Here is a 19,957-nt window from a genome sequence, read left to right on the forward strand (position 1 = left end):
TCATGAACGACATGACTTTATATTTGGTAATTGCCCTTGTGCCTTTGGCAGGATCGCTGATTGCAGGTTTGTTCGGTAACAAAATCGGACGTGCCGGCGCGCATACCGTAACAATACTCGGTGTGGCAGTGTCCGCCTTGCTGTCGGCTTATGTGCTGTGGGGATTCCTCAATGGCAGCCGTACCAAGTTTGACGAGAACGTTTATACCTGGCTGACAATGGGCGGCTTGGATTTCTCCGTCGGCTTCTTGGTCGATACGATGACGGCGATGATGATGGTCGTGGTTACCGGCGTGTCGTTGATGGTACATATCTATACCATCGGCTATATGCACGATGAAAAAGTCGGCTACCAACGCTTCTTCAGCTATATTTCTTTGTTTACTTTCAGCATGTTGATGCTGATTATGAGCAACAACTTCATCCAGCTCTTCTTCGGCTGGGAGGCTGTGGGTTTGGTGTCGTACCTTTTGATCGGTTTCTATTTCAAACGTCCGAGCGCAACATTTGCCAACCTGAAAGCCTTTTTGATCAACCGTGTCGGCGACTTCGGCTTCTTGCTCGGTATCGGCTTGGTGCTTGCCTATTTCGGCGGCAGCCTACGCTATCAAGATGTATTCGCTTATCTGCCTAATGTTCAGACGGCCACTATCCAACTGTTCCCCGGTGTGGAATGGTCTTTGATTACCGTAACCTGTTTGCTCCTGTTTGTGGGTGCGATGGGTAAATCGGCGCAATTCCCGCTGCACGTTTGGCTGCCTGATTCGATGGAAGGCCCGACACCGATTTCCGCATTGATTCACGCCGCAACCATGGTTACCGCCGGTCTGTTCATGGTATCGCGTATGTCTCCGATTTATGAGATGAGCAGCACTGCGCTGTCTGTCATTATGGTAATCGGTGCGATTACTGCCCTGTTTATGGGTTTCTTGGGCGTGATTCAAAACGACATCAAACGTGTGGTTGCGTATTCCACCCTGTCGCAACTGGGCTACATGACCGTGGCTCTGGGTGCGTCTGCCTATTCCGTGGCGATGTTCCATGTGATGACCCACGCTTTCTTTAAAGCCTTGTTGTTCTTGGCCGCAGGTAGCGCGATTATCGGTATGCACCATGACCAAGATATGCGCCACATGGGCAACCTGAAAAAATACATGCCGATTACTTGGCTGACCATGCTGATCGGTAACTTGTCGCTGATCGGTACGCCGTTCTTCTCCGGCTTCTATTCCAAAGATTCGATTATCGAAGCAGCGAAATACAGCACCCTGCCGGGCAGCGGCTTTGCCTATTTTGCCGTCCTTGCCAGCGTGTTTGTTACTGCGTTTTACGCGTTCCGCCAATACTTTATGGTGTTCCACGGCGAAGAGAAATGGCGTAGCCTGCCTGAACATCATGACGATCATCATGGCGAAGAACATCACGGCTTGGGCAAAAACGACAATCCGCACGAAAGCCCGCTGGTCGTTACCTTGCCGCTGATTCTGCTTGCCATTCCGTCCGTCATCATCGGCTATGTTGCCATCGAGCCTATGCTTTACGGCGATTTCTTCAAAGACGTGATTTTCGTCAATACCGACGCGCATCCAACCATGCACATCATGAAGGAAGAGTTCCACGGCGCATTGGCAATGGTGTCACACAGCCTGCATTCGCCTGTACTCTACCTTGCTATCGCAGGCGTGTTGAGCGCATGGCTCTTGTACGTCAAACTGCCGCACCTGCCTGCGAAAATTGCACAGGCGTTCCGTCCGGTTTACGTTTTGTTTGAAAACAAATACTACCTCGACGCCCTGTATTTCAATGTTTTCGCCAAAGGCACGCGCGCATTGGGTACTTTCTTCTGGAAAGTCGGCGATACCGCCATTATCGACAACGGTATCGTCAACGGCTCCGCCAAACTGGTCGGCGCGATTGCCGCGCAGGTACGCAAAGTCCAAACCGGCTTTATCTACACCTACGCTGCCGCTATGGTATTTGGCGTATTGGTACTGCTCGGCATGACCTTCTGGGGATTGTTCCGATAAGAATAAGGCTTCAGACGGCCTTAAACCTTCAGGCCGTCTGAAACGAAGAAATATCCACATAAACACATTTTTATTTTAACCACAGGTTAACCACTATGTTTTCCAACTACCTACTCAGCTTGGCAATATGGATACCCATCGCCGCAGGTGTGCTGGTTTTGGCGACCGGTAAAGACAGCCGTGCGCCGCTGGCGCGTGTGCTTGCCTTCATGGGTGCGCTTGCCGGTTTCTTGGTAACGCTGCCCCTGTTTACCGGTTTCGACCGTTTGAGCGGCGGCTATCAGTTTACCGAGTTCCACGAGTGGATTCCGCTTCTGAAAATCAACTATCAATTGGGTGTAGATGGTATTTCAGTGCTCTTTATCATCTTGAATGCGTTTATTACGCTGTTGGTGGTATTGGCCGGTTGGGAAGTCATTCAGAAACGTCCGGCGCAGTATATGGCGGCATTCCTGATGATGTCGGGTTTGATTAACGGCGCGTTTGCCGCGCAGGATGCGATTCTGTTTTATGTGTTCTTCGAGGGTATGCTGATTCCGCTGTACCTGATTATCGGTGTATGGGGCGGCCCGCGCCGCGTCTATGCGTCGGTCAAGCTGTTCCTCTATACGCTGATGGGTTCGCTCTTGATGCTGGTTGCCATGGTTTACCTGTACTATCAAACAGGCAGCTTCTCTATTGTCGATTTCCAAAACATCAAACAGATTCCGCTGGGTGTACAACAGCTTTTGTTTGTGGCGTTCTTCCTGTCATTTGCTGTAAAAGTGCCGATGTTCCCTGTGCACACTTGGTTGCCGGATGCCCACGTTGAAGCGCCGACCGGCGGTTCGATGGTGTTGGCGGCGATTACGCTGAAACTAGGTGCGTATGGTTTCTTGCGCTTTATCCTGCCGATTATGCCGGATGCTGCACGCTATTTTGCCCCTGTGATCATCGTATTGAGCCTGATTGCCGTGATTTATATCGGTATGGTGGCTTTGGTGCAAACCGATATGAAAAAACTGGTGGCATACTCTTCCATCAGCCATATGGGTTTTGTCACTTTGGGCATGTTCCTGTTTGTAAACGGCCAATTGAATGACTGGGCATTGAAAGGCGCAATCATTCAAATGATTTCCCACGGTTTTGTGTCTGCCGCCATGTTTATGTGTATCGGCGTAATGTACGACCGCCTGCATACCCGCAATATTGCCGATTATGGCGGCGTGGTCAATGTAATGCCTAAGTTTGCGGCGTTTATGATGTTGTTCGGTATGGCCAATGCCGGTCTGCCTGCGACTTCCGGCTTCGTGGGCGAGTTTATGGTGATTATGGGCGCGGTTAAAGTGAATTTCTGGGTAGGTGCGTTGGCCGCCATGACCCTGATTTACGGTGCGTCTTATACTCTGTGGATGTACAAACGCGTTATTTTTGGTGCGATCCACAATCCGCACGTTGCCGAAATGAAAGACATCAATTGCCGCGAATTTGCGATTTTGGCGATTTTGGCGGTTGCTGTATTGGGCATGGGTCTGTATCCGCAAGCGTTTATCGAAGTGGTGCATCAAGCGGCAAACGATTTGATTGCCCATGTGGCACAAAGCAAGATTTGAGGTGTGTAAATGAACTGGTCTGATTTGAATTTAATGCCCGCCATGCCCGAAATCGTGCTGCTTGCGCTATTGGGTGTCGTATTGCTGGCAGACTTGTGGATTTGCGATAAAAACCGCTATCTGACCCATTTGATGAGTTTGGGAACGGTCATTGTTGTGGCCGTCACCCAATTGGCGGTATGGGAGCAGGGCAGTGTCGATGCCTTTCACGGGATGTATATTGCAGACGGCATGTCCCGTTTGGCAAAACTGGTACTGTATGCGCTGACGTTTGGTCTGTTTATTTACAGTAAACCGTACAACCAAGACCGCCAAATTTTTAAAGGCGAGTTTTATACCTTGTCGCTGTTTGCCCTGTTGGGTATGAGCGTCATGGTCAGCTCGGCACATTTCTTGACTGCGTATATCGGTTTGGAATTGTTGTCTTTGTCGCTGTACGCCATGATTGCCCTGCGCCGCGATTCCGGCCGCTCTGCCGAGGCTGCGCTGAAATACTTCGTATTGGGCGCGTTGGCCTCCGGTTTGCTGCTCTATGGTATTTCCATGGTTTATGGCGCCACCGGTTCTCTTGATTTTGCTTCCGTCTTGGCTTCTGCTTTCAATGAGCAGGCCAATGAATGGTTGTTGAAATTGGGTATGGTGTTTATTGTAGTTGCCATTGCATTTAAATTGGGTGCGGTGCCATTCCATATGTGGGTACCTGATGTGTACGATGGCGCGCCGACCTCTGTTACCGCCTTTGTGGGTACGGCTCCGAAAATTGCCGCTGTTGTCTTTGCATTCCGTATCCTTGTTACCGGTATGGGTACCATACATTCAGACTGGGCGCCGATGTTGGCCATCCTTGCCGTTGCTTCTTTGGTGGTCGGTAACCTTGCCGCCATCATGCAAACCAATATCAAACGTATGCTTGCCTATTCCACCGTATCGCACATGGGCTTTATCCTGTTGGCGTTTATGGCAGGCGCGGTCGGCTTTACCGCAGGTTTGTATTACGCCATTACCTATGCTTTGATGGCGGCAGTCAGCTTCGGTGTTTTGATGGTATTGTCTACCAAAGACATTGAGTGTGAAGACATCAAAGACCTCGCAGGCCTCAACCAACGCCATGCATGGTTTGCCTTCCTGATGCTGCTGTCCATGTTCTCTATGGCAGGCATTCCTCCGCTGATGGGCTTTTACGCCAAGTTCGGCGTGATTATGGCGCTCTTGAAACAAGGCCATGTTTGGTTGTCCGTATTTGCCGTCATCATGTCGCTGATTGGTGCGTTCTACTACCTGCGCGTGGTCAAAGTCATCTACTTCGATGCTCCTGACCATGACCAGCCGGTCGGCAGTAACTATGCCGCTAAATTTGTTCTGACGGTCAATGCCTTCTTGCTGCTCCTGTGGGGTATCATGCCGCAAACCGTTATCGACTGGTGTGCCAAAGCATTGATAAATACCCTGTAAGCTTCAAACAAAACCAACGGCGGCTGTTCCAAAGTCGCCGTTTTTGTTAGGATTCTCATTCGGATGAAATATACCCAAAGTTCAGACGGCCTCAAGCCTTTGAACAATCATCAAGCAGGTATCATCAAGATATTGAATATTCCACGGATAATGATAGGCAAGAATGCCCATTTAACATGTTAAAATCACACACAGACCGTCTGAAAACAGAAAGACCATCATGACCGCATCCATGTACATTCTTTTGCTGTTGGCACTTATCTTTGCCAACGCACCATTTATTACCACCAAATTCTTCGGCATCATCGCCCTGAAACGCAAACACATCGGCCATCACTTGATCGAATTGCTGGCGGGCTTCCTTCTTACCGCGATTCTCGCCTATATTCTCGAATCACGCGCCGGAGCCGTACATGCCCAAGACTGGGAGTTTTACGCGACCGTTGTCTGCCTCTACCTGATTTTTGCTTTCCCATGCTTCGTATGGCGTTACTTTTGGAATGAGCGGAATAGAGAGTAGGATTTGAATAAGGAAAAGGCCGTCTGAAAGATTTTCAGACGGCCTTTATTTTGTTTGATGTTAAATATCGGTTAGAAAACAAGGCTGTTGGGACGTAAAGCCTTGTCGTGGGGGCGGTTTAACGGTACTATTCTTGGTTAATTCTGTTTTATTCCTATGAAATTGAAAGTATAAGATGATTAATGATATTCAAAAGACAGCTGAAGGCAAAATGCAGCGTTCTCTGGAAGTATTGAAAGACAATTTGGCTAAAGTACGTACCGGCCGTGCGCATACCGGCCTGCTCGACCAAGTGGAAGTGGAATACTGGGGTAGCATGGTGCCTGTGAGCCAAGTGGCAAACGTAACGCTTTTGGATGCGCGTACGATCGGTGTGAAACCTTTCGAGAGCAATATGGCTGCAAAAGTCGAGAAAGCGATCCGTGATTCCAACTTGGGCCTGAACCCTGCTTCTGTCGGCGATTTGATCCGTGTCCCTATGCCTATGTTGACTGAGGAACGCCGTAAAGATTTGATCAAAGTGGTACGCGGAGAGGCGGAAGAAGGCCGTGTGTCTATCCGCAATGTGCGCCGTGATGCAAACGACCACATCAAAAAATTGTTGAAAGATAAAGAAATTTCTGAAGATGAAGCACGCCGTGGCGAGGAAGCGGTTCAGAAGTTGACCGACAAATACATTGCTGAGGCAGACAAGCTCTTGGCTGCCAAAGAAGAAGATTTGATGGCGATTTAATCCTGTGTGCAAACCGTTCAGACGGCCTTTGGACGGTTTGCTCCCTGAAAGGCAGACATGAAAAGCAGTACGCAGACGATTTTGGAACACTCTGCCATCCCCCGACATATTGCTGTGATTATGGACGGTAACGGACGTTGGGCAAAGAAGCGTTTTCTTCCCCGTGTGATGGGGCATAAGCGCGGCTTGGATGCGCTGGAGAACATGGTGAAGCATTGTGCTGAACTGGGTGTGCGGTATTTGACCGTGTTTGCTTTTTCGACTGAAAACTGGCGACGCCCCGAGGAAGAGGTTTCTTTTCTGATGGGGCTGTTTTTGCAGGCTTTGCAAAAGCAGGTGCGCCGTTTGCACGATAACAATATGCGCTTGAGGATCATCGGCAGCCGTGAGCGGTTTAACGCTGAAATCCTGAAGGGGATTGAGGCGGCAGAGGCGTTGACGGCAAACAATACCGGCTTGACTTTGAGCATTGCCGCCGATTATGGCGGCCGTTGGGATATTTTGCAGGCGGCAAATCAGTTGATTGCCGAGGGTGTAACTGAGATTACGGAAGAGGCGTTGTCGCGCTATTTGATGTTGGGTGATGCACCCGAGCCGGATTTGTTTATCCGCACCGGCGGCGAGACGCGCATCAGTAATTTCCTTCTGTGGCAGATGGCGTATGCGGAATTGTATTTTACGGATACGCTGTGGCCTGATTTTAATGAGAAATCGCTGAATGAAGCGATTGTTTCGTTCCAAAAACGGGAACGCCGCTTCGGGCGGACTTCCGAACAGCTGCCGGTTGAGCAGCAACGGGGTTGAGAACTATGTTGAAACAACGGATTTTAACGGCGCTGTGGCTTTTGCCGCTGATGCTGGGTATGCTGTTTTATGCGCCTATGTGGCTGTGGGCGGCGTTTTGCGGCCTGATTGCCATGCTGACTTTGTGGGAATATGCCCGTATGAGCGGCTTGGACAAGCTGAAAATCAATCATTATTTGGCTTCAACGCTGGTGTTTGGCGTGATTGCCTATGCCGGCGGTTGGCAGTTGCCTGATTTGGTTTGGTATGTCGTATTGGCGTTTTGGCTGATTGTCATGCCTTGGTGGCTGAAAGCGAAATGGAAGTTGAACGGCGGCTGGCAGGCTTACACGGTCGGTTGGTTGTTGGTGATGCCGTTTTGGTTCGCACTGGTTTACCTGCGCCCTCATCCTGAAGACGCGCTGTCTTTATTGGCGATTATGGGTTTGGTGTGGGTGGCCGATATTGGTGCATATTTCTGCGGCAAATCGTTTGGCAAGCGCAAAATTGCGCCGACCATCAGTCCGGGTAAAAGCTGGGAAGGTGCGATCGGCGGCGCATTATGCGTTGCCGTGTACATGACCATCGTATGGAAAGCCGGTTGGCTGGCTTTTGAAGCCGGTTGGTTAAAAACTATTTTGATCGGCTTGATTCTGACCGTTGTCAGCGTGTGCGGCGATTTGCTGGAAAGCTGGCTCAAACGTGCGGCCGGTATCAAAGACAGCAGCAATCTGCTGCCGGGTCACGGCGGCGTGTTCGACCGTGTGGACAGTCTGATCGCCGTTATCAGCATTTATGCCGCCTTTGTATATTTGTTTTAAACCGCCTGTCTGACGTGGTTGAGGGAGCTGATTGTGTCCGAACAAAAACATATTTCATCTTTATCGATCTTGGGCGTATTGTTGGCACTGGGATTGATGGCTGCGGCGTTTATTTTGGGCGTGCAGTTTAAGAACCTGCGTCAACCCGGGACGATTACCGTAAAAGGTTTGGCGGAGAAAAACTTCCAATCCGACAGCGCGACGTGGAATACGGGCGTGAACGCGCACGGCGAAAGCTATCAGGAAGTTTTGGATTTGCTAACGGCAAGACGTAAGAAGCTGTCTAAATTTTTGGGCGAGCAAGGCTTTACGGCGGCTGAAATGAAAGTGAGCCTGCCTGAAGTGTCACGCGTTTTCAATGAAACCCGTGACGAACTCGGCAACGTAACCCGCACGCCCAACGGCTACGATGGCGACCTCAATATTGTGGTCAACACCAAAAAATTGGACAAAATCCAAGCCGCCCAGCGCGCCATTTTGAACTTCCGTGCGCAAAACGAATTTATCCGCTTCGACAATCCGCAATATTTGCTGGGCAATTTGGAAACCATCAAACGCGATTTGATTACGCAGGCGACTGAGGATGCGCAGAAACGCGCGGCCGAATTTGCCAAAACCGGCGGCGGCAAAGTGGGCGCCATGCGTTCTGCTTCGCAAGGCTCGTTCAACATCTATGCCGACACCGGCAGCAGCGAGGACGACGAATACGGCGGTTCTTACGATAAAAGCACCGTCGGCAAACAAGTCCGACTGGTTGTTACCATCGAATACGGCATTGAGTAATTCTTTCAGACGGCCTTTTCAGCTGGGAGGCAAAAGGCCGTCTGAAAATTGAAAACGGCAAAGAAATTTATTTCAAACACAATGAATACCGTTTGCACAGCACATAAAGAACACACCATGACACAACAAGTTCTGACCATATTAGGCAGTACCGGCAGCATAGGCGAAAGCACTTTAGACGTTGTCTCCCGCCATCCCGAAAAATTCCGCGTGTTCGCGCTGGCAGGGCATAGGCAGGTGGACAAGCTGGCGGTGCAATGCAAACAGTTCCGCCCGGAATATGCCGTTGTCGGCGATACTGGCCATGCGGCCGAGCTGGAAAAGAAACTCAAGCAAGAAGGCATCAGTACGCAGGTTTTATATGGAGCTCAAGCCCTGATTGATGTCGCCTCTGCCGAGGAAGTCAGCGGCGTGATGTGTGCCATTGTCGGCGCGGCCGGTTTGCCGTCGGCTTTGGCCGCCGCTCAAAAAGGCAAAACCATTTATCTGGCAAACAAAGAAACACTGGTGGTTTCCGGCGCATTGTTTATGGAAACCGCCTGTCAAAACGGCGCTACTGTCTTGCCGATTGACAGCGAACACAACGCCATCTTCCAAGTATTGCCAAGGGATTACACAGGCCGTCTGAATGAGCACGGTATCAATTCGATTATTCTGACTGCATCGGGCGGCCCCTTCCTTAACACCGATTTAAGTACATTTGACAGCATTACGCCCGAGCAGGCGGTCAAGCATCCGAATTGGAGCATGGGGCGCAAAATTTCTGTCGATTCCGCGTCAATGATGAATAAGGGCTTGGAGTTGATTGAGGCGCATTGGCTGTTTAACTGTCCGCCGGAAAAACTAGAAGTCGTCATCCATCCGCAATCCGTGATTCACAGCATGGTGCGTTATCGCGATGGTTCGGTATTGGCGCAGTTGGGCAATCCCGATATGCGTACGCCGATTGCCTATTGCTTGGGCCTGCCCGAACGTATCGATTCCGGCGTGGGCGAGCTGGATTTCGGCGCATTGTCCGCGTTGACCTTCCAAAAGCCTGACTTTGACCGTTTCCCGTGTTTGAAACTTGCCTATCAGGCCATGAATGCAGGCGGCGCCGCGCCTTGCGTGTTGAACGCCGCAAACGAAGTGGCCGTGGCCGCTTTCTTGGATAAACGCATCAAGTTTACCGATATTGCCCAAGTCGTAGCCCACTGCCTTGCCCAGGATTTTTCAGACGGCCGTCACGATATCGAAGGCCTGCTGGCGCAAGACGCGCAAACACGCAGGCAGGCAGAAGCCTTTATCGGCAAACAATAAAGCTTCAATGACAGGCCGTCTGAAACGTCAACCGCTTGGCATTTAGGCAGACAAAATGGAGCAACTGCCTTTATAATCGGTTTTCAGACGGCCTTATCCGTTGATTATTACATTCCACTCAGGGGATTTTTTTGCAAACCTTTTTAGCCTTTATCGTCGCCATTCTGATTTTGGTCAGCCTGCATGAGTTCGGACACTATATTGTTGCCCGCTGGTGCGGCGTTAAAGTCGTGCGCTTTTCCGTCGGCTTCGGTAAGCCCTTTTTCACCCGAAAGCGCGGCGATACCGAGTGGTGTCTTGCCCCGATTCCGCTGGGCGGTTACGTTAAAATGGTCGATACGCGCGAAGGTGAGGTGGCGGAGGCGGATTTGCCGTACGCCTTTGACAAGCAGCATCCGGCCAAGCGCATCGCCATTGTCGTCGCCGGCCCTTTGACCAATTTGATTTTGGCCGTTTTGCTTTACGGCTTGAGCTTTTCTTTCGGCGTGACCGAGTTGCGCCCTTATGTCGGCATGGTCGAGCCTGCCAGCATTGCCGCCAAATCAGGTTTTCAGGCAGGCGATAAAATTGTATCGGTCAACGGAATTGCCGTTAAAGACTGGAGTGATGCGCAAACCGAGATGGTGTTGAACCTTGAAGCCGGTCCTGTAAAAGTTGCTGTTCAGACGGCCTCCAATACCCAAGCCATCCGCATAATTGATGCCGCCGGCACGCCTGAAGCAGGTAAAGTTGCGAAAAGCCAAGGCAACATTGGCCTTTTGCCTTTTAGAATTACTAACCGCATCGGCAAAGTCTTGGCCAATAGTCCGGCCGAAAAAGCAGGTTTGAAGGAAAACGACAAACTGCTGACCGCCGATGGGAAGCCCATCGAAAGCTGGCAGGCATGGACGGAACTTTTCCGCGCCAGCCCCGGCAAACGAATCGAACTGACTTACGAGCGCGACGGAAAAGTGCTGGCAACCGCTATCCGGCCGGACAGCGTCGAGCAGTCGGCAGGCGTGCTGGTGGGTAGAGCAGGGCTTGCCGCCCAAGCGGATAAAGAGTGGGATAAAACCATCCGCTACCGTTATACGCCTTCCGTTGCCCAAGCCTTTGAATTGGGTTGGAACAAAACCGTCAACTATTCGTGGACGACCCTCAAATTTTTCGGAAAACTGGTTACAGGCAATGCTTCTTTGAACCATATTTCCGGTCCCCTGACCATTGCCGATGTCGCCGGACAGTCCGCCAAACTCGGATTGCAGAGCTACCTCGAATTTCTGGCTTTGGTCAGCATCAGCTTAGGCGTGTTGAACCTTTTGCCCGTGCCCGTTTTAGACGGCGGACATCTGGTTTTCTATACCGCCGAATGGATACGCGGAAAGCCTTTGAGCGAGCGCATACAGGCAGTCGGCCTGCGTTTCGGACTGGCAGCCATGCTTTTGATGATGGCTGTGGCTTTCTTTAATGACATCAACCGTTTGTTTGGATAATTTATGAAACTGAACCAGATTGCTTCCGCTTTAATGGTATTGAGCCTGTCTCCACTGGCATTGGCTGACTTTACCATTCAGGACATCCGCGTCGAAGGCCTGCAACGCACCGAGCCGAGTACCGTCTTCAACTACCTGCCCGTTAAAGTCGGTGATAATTTCAATGATGCGCGCAGTGAAGAAATCATCAAAAAACTCTACGCAACCGGTTTCTTTGACGACGTGCGCGTCGAAACCATGGACAATCAAGTCCTACTGACCGTGATTGAGCGTCCGACCATCAGCTCGCTCAATATTACCGGCGCGAAAATGCTGCAAAACGATGCCATCAAGAAAAACCTTGAAGCATTTGGTTTGGCGCAATCCCAATACTTCAACCAAGCAACGCTGAACCAAGCCGTTGCCGGTTTGAAAGAAGAGTATTTGAGCCGTGGCAAACAGTCTGTCCAAATCACTCCGACTGTAACTAAACTCGCCCGCAACCGCGTGTCTATCGATATTGCCATCGAAGAGGGCAAATCTACCAAGATTACCGATATTTCCTTTGAAGGCAACGAAGTTTATTCCGACCGCCGCCTGCTGAAACAAATGTCCCTGAGCGAAGGCGGCATGTGGACTTGGATCACCAAGAGCAACCAGTTTAATGAGCAAAAATTTGCTCAGGACATGGAAAAAATCACCAATTACTACCAAAACAACGGCTACTTCAACTTCCGTATTTTGGATACCGATATCCAAACCAACGAAGACAAAACCAAGCAAACCATTAAAGTAACCGTCAGCGAAGGCGACCGCTTCCGCTGGGGCAATGTACGCATCGAAGGCGATACGCTGGAAGTGCCGAAAGAAGATTTGGAAAAACTGCTGACCATGAAGCCGGGCAAATGGTACGAGCGCGCGCAAATGTCCAATTCGCTCGAAGCCATCCAAAACCGCATGGGTCAGGCAGGTTACGCATTCAGCGAAATCAATGTCCAACCGATTCCCAATGCCGAAACGCATACTGTTGATTTTGTGTTGACCGTTCAACCGGGCCGCAAAATCTATGTGAACGAAATCAACATTACCGGCAACAACAAAACCCGTGACGAAGTCATCCGCCGCGAGTTGCGTCAAATGGAATCGGCGCCTTACGATTCTGCCAAACTGCAACGTTCTAAAGAGCGCGTTGAGTTGTTGGGCTATTTCGACAACGTTCAATTTGATGCGGCTCCTGTGGCCAATACGCCTGACCAAGTCGACCTGAACATGAGCCTGACCGAACGTTCTACCGGCTCGCTCGACTTGAGCGCAGGTTGGGTTCAGGATACCGGTTTGGTGATGTCTGCCGGCGTGGCTCAAGACAACCTGTTCGGTACGGGTAAATCCGTTGCCTTGCGTGCTTCCCGCAGTAAAACCACAGTAAACGGCTCATTGTCGTTTACCGACCCATACTTCACACCTGACGGCGTAAGCTTGGGCTACGACCTTTACGGCAAGACTTACGACCCGCGTAAAGCTTCTTCCAGCGCGAAACAGTATAAAACCACGACTTTCGGCGGCGGTTTGCGTATCGGTATTCCGGTTACCGAATATGACCGTGTGAATTTCGGTTTGGCCGCAGAGCGTCTGACTGTTAACACCTACAAAGGCGCGCCTAAACGCTATGCCGACTTTATCAAACAATACGGCAAAGGCGACGGTAGCGGCGTGGGTAACTTCAAAGGCTGGTTGTACAAAGGTACCATCGGCTGGGGCCGCAACAAAACCGACAATGCCTTGTGGCCGACCCGCGGTTACCTGACCGGCGTAAACGGCGAAATCGCCTTGCCGGGAAGCGACCTGCAATACTACACCCTGACCCACAACCAAACTTGGTTCTTCCCGTTGAGCAAAGATTTCACATTGATGCTGGGTGGCGAAGTCGGTTATGGCAACGGCTACGGCAAAACCAAAACCATGCCGTTCTTTGAAAACTTCTACGGCGGCGGCTTAGGCTCTGTCCGCGGCTTTGAAAGCGGTACGCTGGGCCCGAAAGTTTATGACGAATACGGCGAGAAAATCAGCTACGGCGGTAACAAAAAAGCCAACGTTTCCGCAGAGTTGCTCTTCCCGATGCCGGGCATTAAAGACTCGCGTACTGTACGTTTGAGCCTGTTTGCCGATGCAGGCAGCGTGTGGGATGGCAAAACCTACAGCGATAGTAGCAGTAATTTTTATTACACCAACAATGATGCTCAAAACCCATACGGTTTAGGCAAGACCCACAAATCGACATTCAAAAACGAATTGCGTTACTCTGCCGGTGCTGCCGTGACCTGGCTCTCTCCGCTGGGTCCGATGAAGTTCAGTTATGCTTATCCGATTAAGAAAAAAGAAGGCGACGAAATCCAACGCTTCCAATTCCAACTCGGTACGACATTCTGATGATGTTTAGGCCGTCTGAAACCGGGTTTGTCCGTTTCAGACGGCCTCATGGCAGATTGGCGGCAAGCTTATTGCAAACCGCCCGTTTGTTTTCAAGCAAGGATTTTTATCATGAGTAAAATAGCCGACACCCTCCGTGTCCTCGCCGTAGCCCTGCCGGGTTTCGTGCTGTTGCCGCAAGCGGCGGCGGATGGCGTGCAGAAAATCGGTTTTATCAATACCGAGCGCGTTTATCAGGAATCCAAGCAGGCGCAAAACATTCAGATGACTTTGGAAAAAGAGTTCAAAAGCCGTCAAACCGCCTTGCAAAAGCTGCAGCAGGAAGGCGAGGCTTTGGAGCGAAAACTGAGCGGTGACAAGCTCAGCGACAGCCAAAGGGAAGCGGAAACCCAAAAATGGCGCAATCTGGTACAGAAATTCCGCAAGCAGCAGGCCGAGTTGGCTGAAGACTACAACTTGCGCCGCAATGAAGAATTCGCCGCGCTCCAGCAAAATGCCAACCGCGTCATCGTCGATTTAGCCAAACGCGAAGGTTACGACTTCATCTTGCAGGACGTGATTTACGTCAACGGCCGCTACGACATTACCGATAGCGTTATCAAAGCCCTAAATGCTCACTGACCCTGCTCGGCAGCGAATGTAACCATACAGACAAACCTAAGGCCGTCTGAAACCCAAACCGGCATCTTTCAGACGGCCTGACATCTTGACGGCAGATTATCATGACTTCACAAGCATACACCCTGTCCCAAATCGTTTCCCAACTCGGCGGCGAATGGAAAGGCGAAGACATCGCCATTACCGCCGTCCGTCCGTTGGATCAGGCTCAGGCGGAACACATCAGCTTTTTGGCCAATCCGAAATACAAAGCCGAAGTACACGACAGCCAGGCAGGCGCAGTGATTGTGTCGCCGAAAGCCGCAGATGAATTTGCAGGCCGCAACCTGATTGTGGCTGCCGACCCTTATCTTTATTTTGCCAAAGTGGCACGATTGTTCTCGCCGATTGTCAAAGCACAGGGCGGTGTACATCCGACTGCCGTTGTTGAGGCCAGCGCCAAAGTGCCGGCAAGCTGCGAAATCGGCGCGAATGCCTATATCGGCGCGAATGCCGTATTGGGCGAAGGCTGCCGTATTTTGGCCAATGCCGTTGTCCAACACGATTGTACGTTGGGTGATGAAGTCGTGTTGCATTCCAACTCCGTCATCTATTACGGCTGCACTTTGGGCAACCGTGTTGAAATCCACAGCGGCGCCGTCATCGGTGCGGACGGTTTCGGCTTGGCCTTCGCTGGCGATTCATGGTTTAAAATCCCGCAAACCGGCGCAGTCACGTTGGGCGATGATGTGGAAATCGGTTCGAACACCAATATCGACCGCGGCGCAATGAGCGACACGACCGTCGGCAACGGCACCAAAATCGACAACCAAGTCCAAATCGGCCACAACTGCAAAATCGGTTCGCACACCGTTATCGCCGCCAAAACCGGCATTTCCGGCAGCGTCACCATCGGCAATTATTGTATTATCGGCGGCGGCGTCGGCACGGTCGGACACATCGAAATCGCCGATAAAACCACCATCGGCGGCGGTACATCCGTTACCCACAGCATTACCGAAAGCGGCCAGCATCTGGCCGGTATTTTCCCGATGTCGGGCTACAAAGACTGGGCGCGCAATGCCGTTTATATCCACCGTTTGAGCGAAATGAACAAACGCCTAAAAACGCTGGAAAAACAGCTTGCCGACAGCGACGAAGCCTAAAGGCAGTGCAAACGGTCCGCGCCCCCGCATCCGAATACGTTTAAACCCAATACAAACAAGGAAAGACGAACATCATGGACGTACAACTCCCGATCGAAGCCAAAGACATTCAAAAACTTATCCCACACCGTTATCCGTTTTTGCAACTCGACCGCATTACTGCGTTCGAACCGATGAAAACCCTGACTGCGATTAAAAACGTCACCATGAACGAGCCGCAGTTCCAAGGCCACTTTCCCGACCTGCCCGTGATGCCCGGCGTGTTGATTATCGAAGCCATGGCGCAAGCGTGCGGCACACTGGCCATCCTCAGCGAAGGTGGCCGCAAAGAAAACGAATTCTTCTTCTTTGCCGGTATCGACGATGCCCGTTTCAAACGCCAAGTCATCCCCGGCGACCAACTGGTTTTTGAAGTCGAGCTGTTGACCAACAAACGTGGTATCGGCAAATTCAATGCCGTTGCCAAAGTCGACGGCCAAGTTGCCGTTGAAGCCGTGATTATGTGCGCCAAACGCGTGGTGTAAGAATGGGACAGGCCGTCTGAACGTTCAGGCGGCATCTTGCAGGCAATACCTGTATCAGACAGCAAGGAGACAGCATGACCCTTATCCATCCGACCGCCGTCATCGACCCTAAAGCCGAACTCGACTCCAGCGTCAAAGTCGGCCCGTACAGCATCATCGGCCCCAATGTCCAAATTGGTGCGAATACCGAAATCGGCCCGCACGTCGTCATCAACGGCCATACGACCATCGGTGAAAACAACCGCATTTTCCAATTTGCCAGCCTCGGTGAAATTCCGCAGGACAAAAAATACCGCGACGAGCCGACCAAGCTGATTATCGGCAACGGCAACACCATCCGCGAATTTACGACGTTCAACCTCGGCACAGTCACCGGCATCGGCGAAACCCGTATCGGCGACGACAACTGGATTATGGCCTACTGCCACCTCGCCCATGACTGCGTGGTCGGCAACCATACCATCTTCGCCAACAATGCCTCACTCGCAGGCCACGTTACCATCGGCGACTACGTCGTCTTGGGCGGCTACACGCTGGTGTTCCAGTTCTGCCAAATCGGCGATTACGCCATGACCGCGTTTGCCGCCGGCGTACACAAAGACGTACCGCCGTACTTTATGGCTGCAGGCTACCGCGCCGAACCGGCCGGTCTCAACAGCGAAGGTATGCGCCGCAACGGTTTCACGGCCGAACAAATTGCCTCCGTCAAAGATGTGTATAAAACCATTTACCATCGCGGCATTCCGTTTGAAGAGGCCAAGGCAGACATTCTGAAACGTGCCGAAACCCAAAGCGAATTGGCGGTATTTAAAGACTTTTTTGCACAATCCACACGCGGCATTATCCGTTGATGGATGGATTGAAGGCCGTCTGAAACTTTTTCAGACGGCCTTTGGATTGCAAAAATCCGCGCAGTGGGGCAGTTTTCCTGTCTGTTTGCGCTGATGCCGTCTGAAAACGGGTGGGTAAATGTCCGCCCCCAAATCTTTTAGCTTCCGAACCTCAACAACATGAACCCCAAACCTTCCCCCCTTATCGCCATCAGCGTCGGTGAAGCTTCCGGCGACTTGCTTGGCGCACATTTAATCCGTGCCATTAAGGCGCGTTGCCCGAATGCGCGGTTTACCGGCATCGGCGGCGAGCGCATGAAGGCGGAGGGTTTCGAGAGTTTGTACGATCAGGAAAAGCTGGCGGTGCGTGGTTTTGTTGAGGTCATCAAACGCCTGCCGCAGATTTTGAAAATCCGCAAAGGGCTGGTGAACGATTTAATCCGCCTCAAGCCGGATGTGTTTATCGGCATCGATGCGCCGGACTTTAATCTCGGCGTGGCGGAAAAACTCAAGCAGGCAGGCATTCATACCATTCATTACGTCAGCCCGTCGGTTTGGGCATGGCGGCGCGAACGGGTCAATAAAATTGTGCATCAGGTCAACCGCGTGTTGTGCCTGTTTCCGATGGAGCCTCAGCTTTATATCGATGCCGGCGGCAAGGCTGAGTTTGTCGGCCATCCGATGGCGCAAACCATGCCAGTGGAAGCGGATAGGGCGGCGGCACGGCAGAAGCTGGGCGTGCCTGCGGACGTGCCCGTGTTTGCCATATTGCCCGGCAGCCGTGTGAGCGAAATCGATTACATGGCGGCGGTGTTTTTTCAGACGGCCTTATTGCTGCTGAAACGTTATCCGCAGGCACAGTTTTTGCTGCCTGTGGCAACGGCCGCAACGCGCAAACGCATTAGCGAAATTTTGGCGCAGCCTGAGTTCGCAGTCCTTCCTATTACGTTGACCGACAAGCAGTCGGATACGGTTTGCACCGCTGCCGACGTGGTATTGGTCACCAGCGGTACGGCGACTTTGGAAGTGGCCTTGTGCAAGCGGCCTATGGTCATCAGCTACAAGATTTCACCGCTGACTTATGCGTATGTGAAAAACAAAATCAAAGTGCCGCATGTCGGTTTGCCCAATATTCTGTTGGGTAAAGCTGTCGCTCCCGAGTTGCTACAACACGACGCCGTCCCTGAAAAACTGGCGCAGGCCGTTGCAGACTGGTATGACCGCCCTGAAGCCGTGGCCGCATTGGAACAGGATTTCCACGCCTTGCATCTGCTGTTGAAAAAAGATACGGCGGCATTGGCGGCGGCGGCAGTATTGGAAGAAGCCGGATTTTCAGACGGCCTGAAAGACAAGTAAGGAAAATACATGAATTTATTGGGAGCCTTGGCCAAGGTTGGCAGCCTGACGATGGTGTCGCGCATTTTAGGCTTTGTGCGCGATACGATTATCGCCCGTGCGTTTGGTGCAGGCATGGCGACGGATGCGTTTTTTGTCGCGTTCAAACTGCCCAACCTGCTGCGGCGCGTGTTTGCAGAAGGCGCATTTGCCCAAGCCTTCGTACCGATTTTGGCGGAATACAAAGAAACCCGCTCGCCCGAAGCCACGCAGGCGTTTGTGCGTCATGTGGCCGGTATGTTGTCGTTTGTATTGGTCATCGTTACCGCGCTGGGCATACTTGCCGCGCCGTGGGTGATTTATGTTTCCGCGCCCGGTTTTGCCAAAGAAGCCGATAAGTTTCAGCTTTCTATCGACCTGCTGCGGGTGACGTTTCCTTATATTTTATTGATTTCCTTGTCGTCTTTTGTCGGCTCAATCCTTAATTCCTATCATAAATTCGGTATCCCCGCTTTTACGCCGACATTTTTGAATATTTCCTTTATCGTCTTTTCCCTGTTTTTTGTACCATATTTCGATCCGCCTGTTATGGCTTTGGCGTGGGCGGTATTTGTCGGCGGTGTGTTGCAGCTGGTGTTCCAACTGCCTTGGTTGGCGAAACTAGGCTTCTTGAAAATGCCCAAACTCAGCTTTAAAGATGCAGCGGTCAACCGCGTAATGAAACAGATGGGGCCGGCTATTTTGGGCGTGAGCGTGGCGCAGATTTCCTTGGTTATCAACACCATTTTCGCCTCGTTTTTGCAGTCCGGCAGCGTGTCATGGATGTATTACGCCGACCGGTTGATGGAATTGCCGACCGGCGTTTTGGGCGTAGCACTCGGTACAATCTTATTGCCCACCTTGTCCAAACATGCCGCCAGTCAGGATACCGAGCAGTTTTCCGGCCTGCTCGACTGGGGTTTGCGCCTGTGCATGCTGCTGACCCTGCCTGCCGCCGTCGGCCTTGCCGTGTTGTCTTTCCCTCTGGTTACGACCTTGTTCATGTACCGTGAATTTACGCTGCACGACGCGCAAATGACCCAACATGCGCTGATTGCCTACTCCTTCGGCTTGATCGGTCTAATTATGATTAAAGTGTTGGCTCCCGGTTTCTACGCGCGCCAAAACATCAAAACCCCCGTTAAAGTCGCTATTTTCACGCTGATTTGCACGCAGTTGATGAACCTTGCCTTCATTTCGCCGCTTAAACACGTCGGCCTGTCCCTCGCTATCGGTTTGGGCGCGTGTCTGAATGCAGGTTTGCTGTTTTTCCTTTTGCGCAAACACGGTATCTACCGCCCCGGTAAAGGATGGGCAGCGTTTTTGGTCAAAATGGTCATCTCTTTGGTCGTCATGGGCGGCGGTTTGTGGCTGGCGCAATATTATCTGCCGTTTGAATGGGTACACGTCGGCGGCTTTAAAAAAGCAGGCCAACTCTGCGTCCTGATTGCCTTGGGCGGAGGCCTCTACTTTGTTTCCCTCGCCGCGCTCGGCTTCCGTCCGCATCATTTCCGTAGAGTGGAAAAATAAGCAACCGTAGGGCGTATAGCTTGGCTTAAAGACTATTCGCAAAAAAGG

The 19,957-nt window shown here is 51.6% G+C and carries 17 protein-coding genes; all 17 read left to right on the top strand.

From position 1 onward, the window contains the following. Positions 1–2: 2 nt before the first annotated feature. The 17 genes from nuoL to murJ all read left to right on the top strand — a co-directional run bounded on the left by nuoL (position 3) and on the right by murJ (position 19,909). On the top strand, positions 3–2,027 hold the full coding sequence (gene nuoL / locus O3682_RS05470; protein WP_371508895.1) for an NADH-quinone oxidoreductase subunit L: 2,025 nt from the start codon (positions 3–5) through the stop codon (positions 2,025–2,027). Between the two features lie 95 nt (positions 2,028–2,122). Continuing rightward, positions 2,123–3,619: an NADH-quinone oxidoreductase subunit M gene (locus tag O3682_RS05475; RefSeq protein WP_128582403.1), complete on the top strand. Its 1,497-nt coding sequence runs from the start codon at positions 2,123–2,125 to the stop codon at positions 3,617–3,619. A gap of 9 nt (positions 3,620–3,628) precedes the next feature. Next, on the top strand, positions 3,629–5,071 hold the full coding sequence (gene nuoN, locus O3682_RS05480) for an NADH-quinone oxidoreductase subunit NuoN (RefSeq protein WP_371508897.1): 1,443 nt from the start codon (positions 3,629–3,631) through the stop codon (positions 5,069–5,071). Between the two features lie 220 nt (positions 5,072–5,291). After that, positions 5,292–5,591, top strand: coding sequence for a DUF2818 family protein (locus O3682_RS05485; protein WP_003686671.1), 300 nt, complete (start codon positions 5,292–5,294; stop codon positions 5,589–5,591). Positions 5,592–5,766: 175 nt separating this feature from the next. Next, the gene (gene frr / locus O3682_RS05490) at positions 5,767–6,324 is read left to right on the top strand and encodes a ribosome recycling factor (RefSeq protein WP_003686718.1); all 558 of its coding nucleotides are present in this window, start codon (positions 5,767–5,769) and stop codon (positions 6,322–6,324) included. Between the two features lie 57 nt (positions 6,325–6,381). Further along, on the top strand, positions 6,382–7,128 hold the full coding sequence (gene uppS / locus O3682_RS05495; protein ID WP_371508899.1) for an undecaprenyl pyrophosphate synthase: 747 nt from the start codon (positions 6,382–6,384) through the stop codon (positions 7,126–7,128). Between the two features lie 5 nt (positions 7,129–7,133). Next, the gene (locus O3682_RS05500) at positions 7,134–7,928 is read left to right on the top strand and encodes a phosphatidate cytidylyltransferase (protein ID WP_114926460.1); all 795 of its coding nucleotides are present in this window, start codon (positions 7,134–7,136) and stop codon (positions 7,926–7,928) included. Positions 7,929–7,961: 33 nt separating this feature from the next. Beyond that, positions 7,962–8,711: an SIMPL domain-containing protein gene (locus O3682_RS05505; RefSeq protein WP_371508901.1), complete on the top strand. Its 750-nt coding sequence runs from the start codon at positions 7,962–7,964 to the stop codon at positions 8,709–8,711. Between the two features lie 117 nt (positions 8,712–8,828). After that, positions 8,829–10,010, top strand: a complete 1,182-nt coding sequence (gene ispC, locus O3682_RS05510; protein WP_371508903.1) for a 1-deoxy-D-xylulose-5-phosphate reductoisomerase — start codon at positions 8,829–8,831, stop codon at positions 10,008–10,010. A 131-nt stretch (positions 10,011–10,141) separates the two neighbouring features. After that, positions 10,142–11,482 carry an RIP metalloprotease RseP gene (rseP, locus tag O3682_RS05515; protein ID WP_371508905.1) on the top strand — a complete coding sequence of 447 codons (1,341 nt, stop codon included), beginning with the start codon at positions 10,142–10,144 and terminating at the stop codon, positions 11,480–11,482. Positions 11,483–11,485: 3 nt separating this feature from the next. Further along, complete coding sequence (bamA, locus tag O3682_RS05520; RefSeq protein ID WP_371508907.1) at positions 11,486–13,888, top strand: outer membrane protein assembly factor BamA; 2,403 nt, start codon at positions 11,486–11,488, stop codon at positions 13,886–13,888. Positions 13,889–13,999: 111 nt separating this feature from the next. After that, entirely contained in the window at positions 14,000–14,509 is a 510-nt protein-coding gene (locus O3682_RS05525) for an OmpH/Skp family outer membrane protein (protein WP_039864258.1), read from the top strand. A gap of 101 nt (positions 14,510–14,610) precedes the next feature. Beyond that, positions 14,611–15,651 (top strand): UDP-3-O-(3-hydroxymyristoyl)glucosamine N-acyltransferase, encoded by a 1,041-nt coding sequence (gene lpxD / locus O3682_RS05530; protein WP_371508908.1) that lies wholly within the window; start codon positions 14,611–14,613, stop codon positions 15,649–15,651. Between the two features lie 74 nt (positions 15,652–15,725). After that, entirely contained in the window at positions 15,726–16,175 is a 450-nt protein-coding gene (gene fabZ / locus O3682_RS05535; RefSeq protein ID WP_003681704.1) for a 3-hydroxyacyl-ACP dehydratase FabZ, read from the top strand. 74 nt (positions 16,176–16,249) lie between these two features. Further along, the gene (gene lpxA, locus O3682_RS05540; RefSeq protein WP_003681706.1) at positions 16,250–17,026 is read left to right on the top strand and encodes an acyl-ACP--UDP-N-acetylglucosamine O-acyltransferase; all 777 of its coding nucleotides are present in this window, start codon (positions 16,250–16,252) and stop codon (positions 17,024–17,026) included. A 159-nt stretch (positions 17,027–17,185) separates the two neighbouring features. Further along, on the top strand, positions 17,186–18,361 hold the full coding sequence (lpxB, locus tag O3682_RS05545; RefSeq protein ID WP_371508909.1) for a lipid-A-disaccharide synthase: 1,176 nt from the start codon (positions 17,186–17,188) through the stop codon (positions 18,359–18,361). A gap of 9 nt (positions 18,362–18,370) precedes the next feature. Beyond that, the gene (murJ, locus tag O3682_RS05550) at positions 18,371–19,909 is read left to right on the top strand and encodes a murein biosynthesis integral membrane protein MurJ (RefSeq protein ID WP_371508910.1); all 1,539 of its coding nucleotides are present in this window, start codon (positions 18,371–18,373) and stop codon (positions 19,907–19,909) included. The last annotated feature ends 48 nt before the right edge of the window (positions 19,910–19,957 follow it).

The sequence above is a fragment of the Neisseria sp. 27098_8_112 genome, assembly GCF_041433235.1.
GTDB lineage: Bacteria > Pseudomonadota > Gammaproteobacteria > Burkholderiales > Neisseriaceae > Neisseria.

Bases quoted from the DNA above. Each gene is read 5' to 3' on its own strand.
- nuoL (WP_371508895.1), top strand. From the start codon at position 3: ATGAACGACATGACTTTATATTTGGTAATTGCCCTTGTGCCTTTGGCA.
- O3682_RS05475 (WP_128582403.1), top strand. From the start codon at position 2,123: ATGTTTTCCAACTACCTACTCAGCTTGGCAATATGGATACCCATCGCC.
- nuoN (WP_371508897.1), top strand. From the start codon at position 3,629: ATGAACTGGTCTGATTTGAATTTAATGCCCGCCATGCCCGAAATCGTG.
- O3682_RS05485 (WP_003686671.1), top strand. From the start codon at position 5,292: ATGACCGCATCCATGTACATTCTTTTGCTGTTGGCACTTATCTTTGCC.
- frr (WP_003686718.1), top strand. From the start codon at position 5,767: ATGATTAATGATATTCAAAAGACAGCTGAAGGCAAAATGCAGCGTTCT.
- uppS (WP_371508899.1), top strand. From the start codon at position 6,382: ATGAAAAGCAGTACGCAGACGATTTTGGAACACTCTGCCATCCCCCGA.
- O3682_RS05500 (WP_114926460.1), top strand. From the start codon at position 7,134: ATGTTGAAACAACGGATTTTAACGGCGCTGTGGCTTTTGCCGCTGATG.
- ispC (WP_371508903.1), top strand. From the start codon at position 8,829: ATGACACAACAAGTTCTGACCATATTAGGCAGTACCGGCAGCATAGGC.
- bamA (WP_371508907.1), top strand. From the start codon at position 11,486: ATGAAACTGAACCAGATTGCTTCCGCTTTAATGGTATTGAGCCTGTCT.
- O3682_RS05525 (WP_039864258.1), top strand. From the start codon at position 14,000: ATGAGTAAAATAGCCGACACCCTCCGTGTCCTCGCCGTAGCCCTGCCG.
- lpxD (WP_371508908.1), top strand. From the start codon at position 14,611: ATGACTTCACAAGCATACACCCTGTCCCAAATCGTTTCCCAACTCGGC.
- fabZ (WP_003681704.1), top strand. From the start codon at position 15,726: ATGGACGTACAACTCCCGATCGAAGCCAAAGACATTCAAAAACTTATC.
- lpxA (WP_003681706.1), top strand. From the start codon at position 16,250: ATGACCCTTATCCATCCGACCGCCGTCATCGACCCTAAAGCCGAACTC.
- lpxB (WP_371508909.1), top strand. From the start codon at position 17,186: ATGAACCCCAAACCTTCCCCCCTTATCGCCATCAGCGTCGGTGAAGCT.
- murJ (WP_371508910.1), top strand. From the start codon at position 18,371: ATGAATTTATTGGGAGCCTTGGCCAAGGTTGGCAGCCTGACGATGGTG.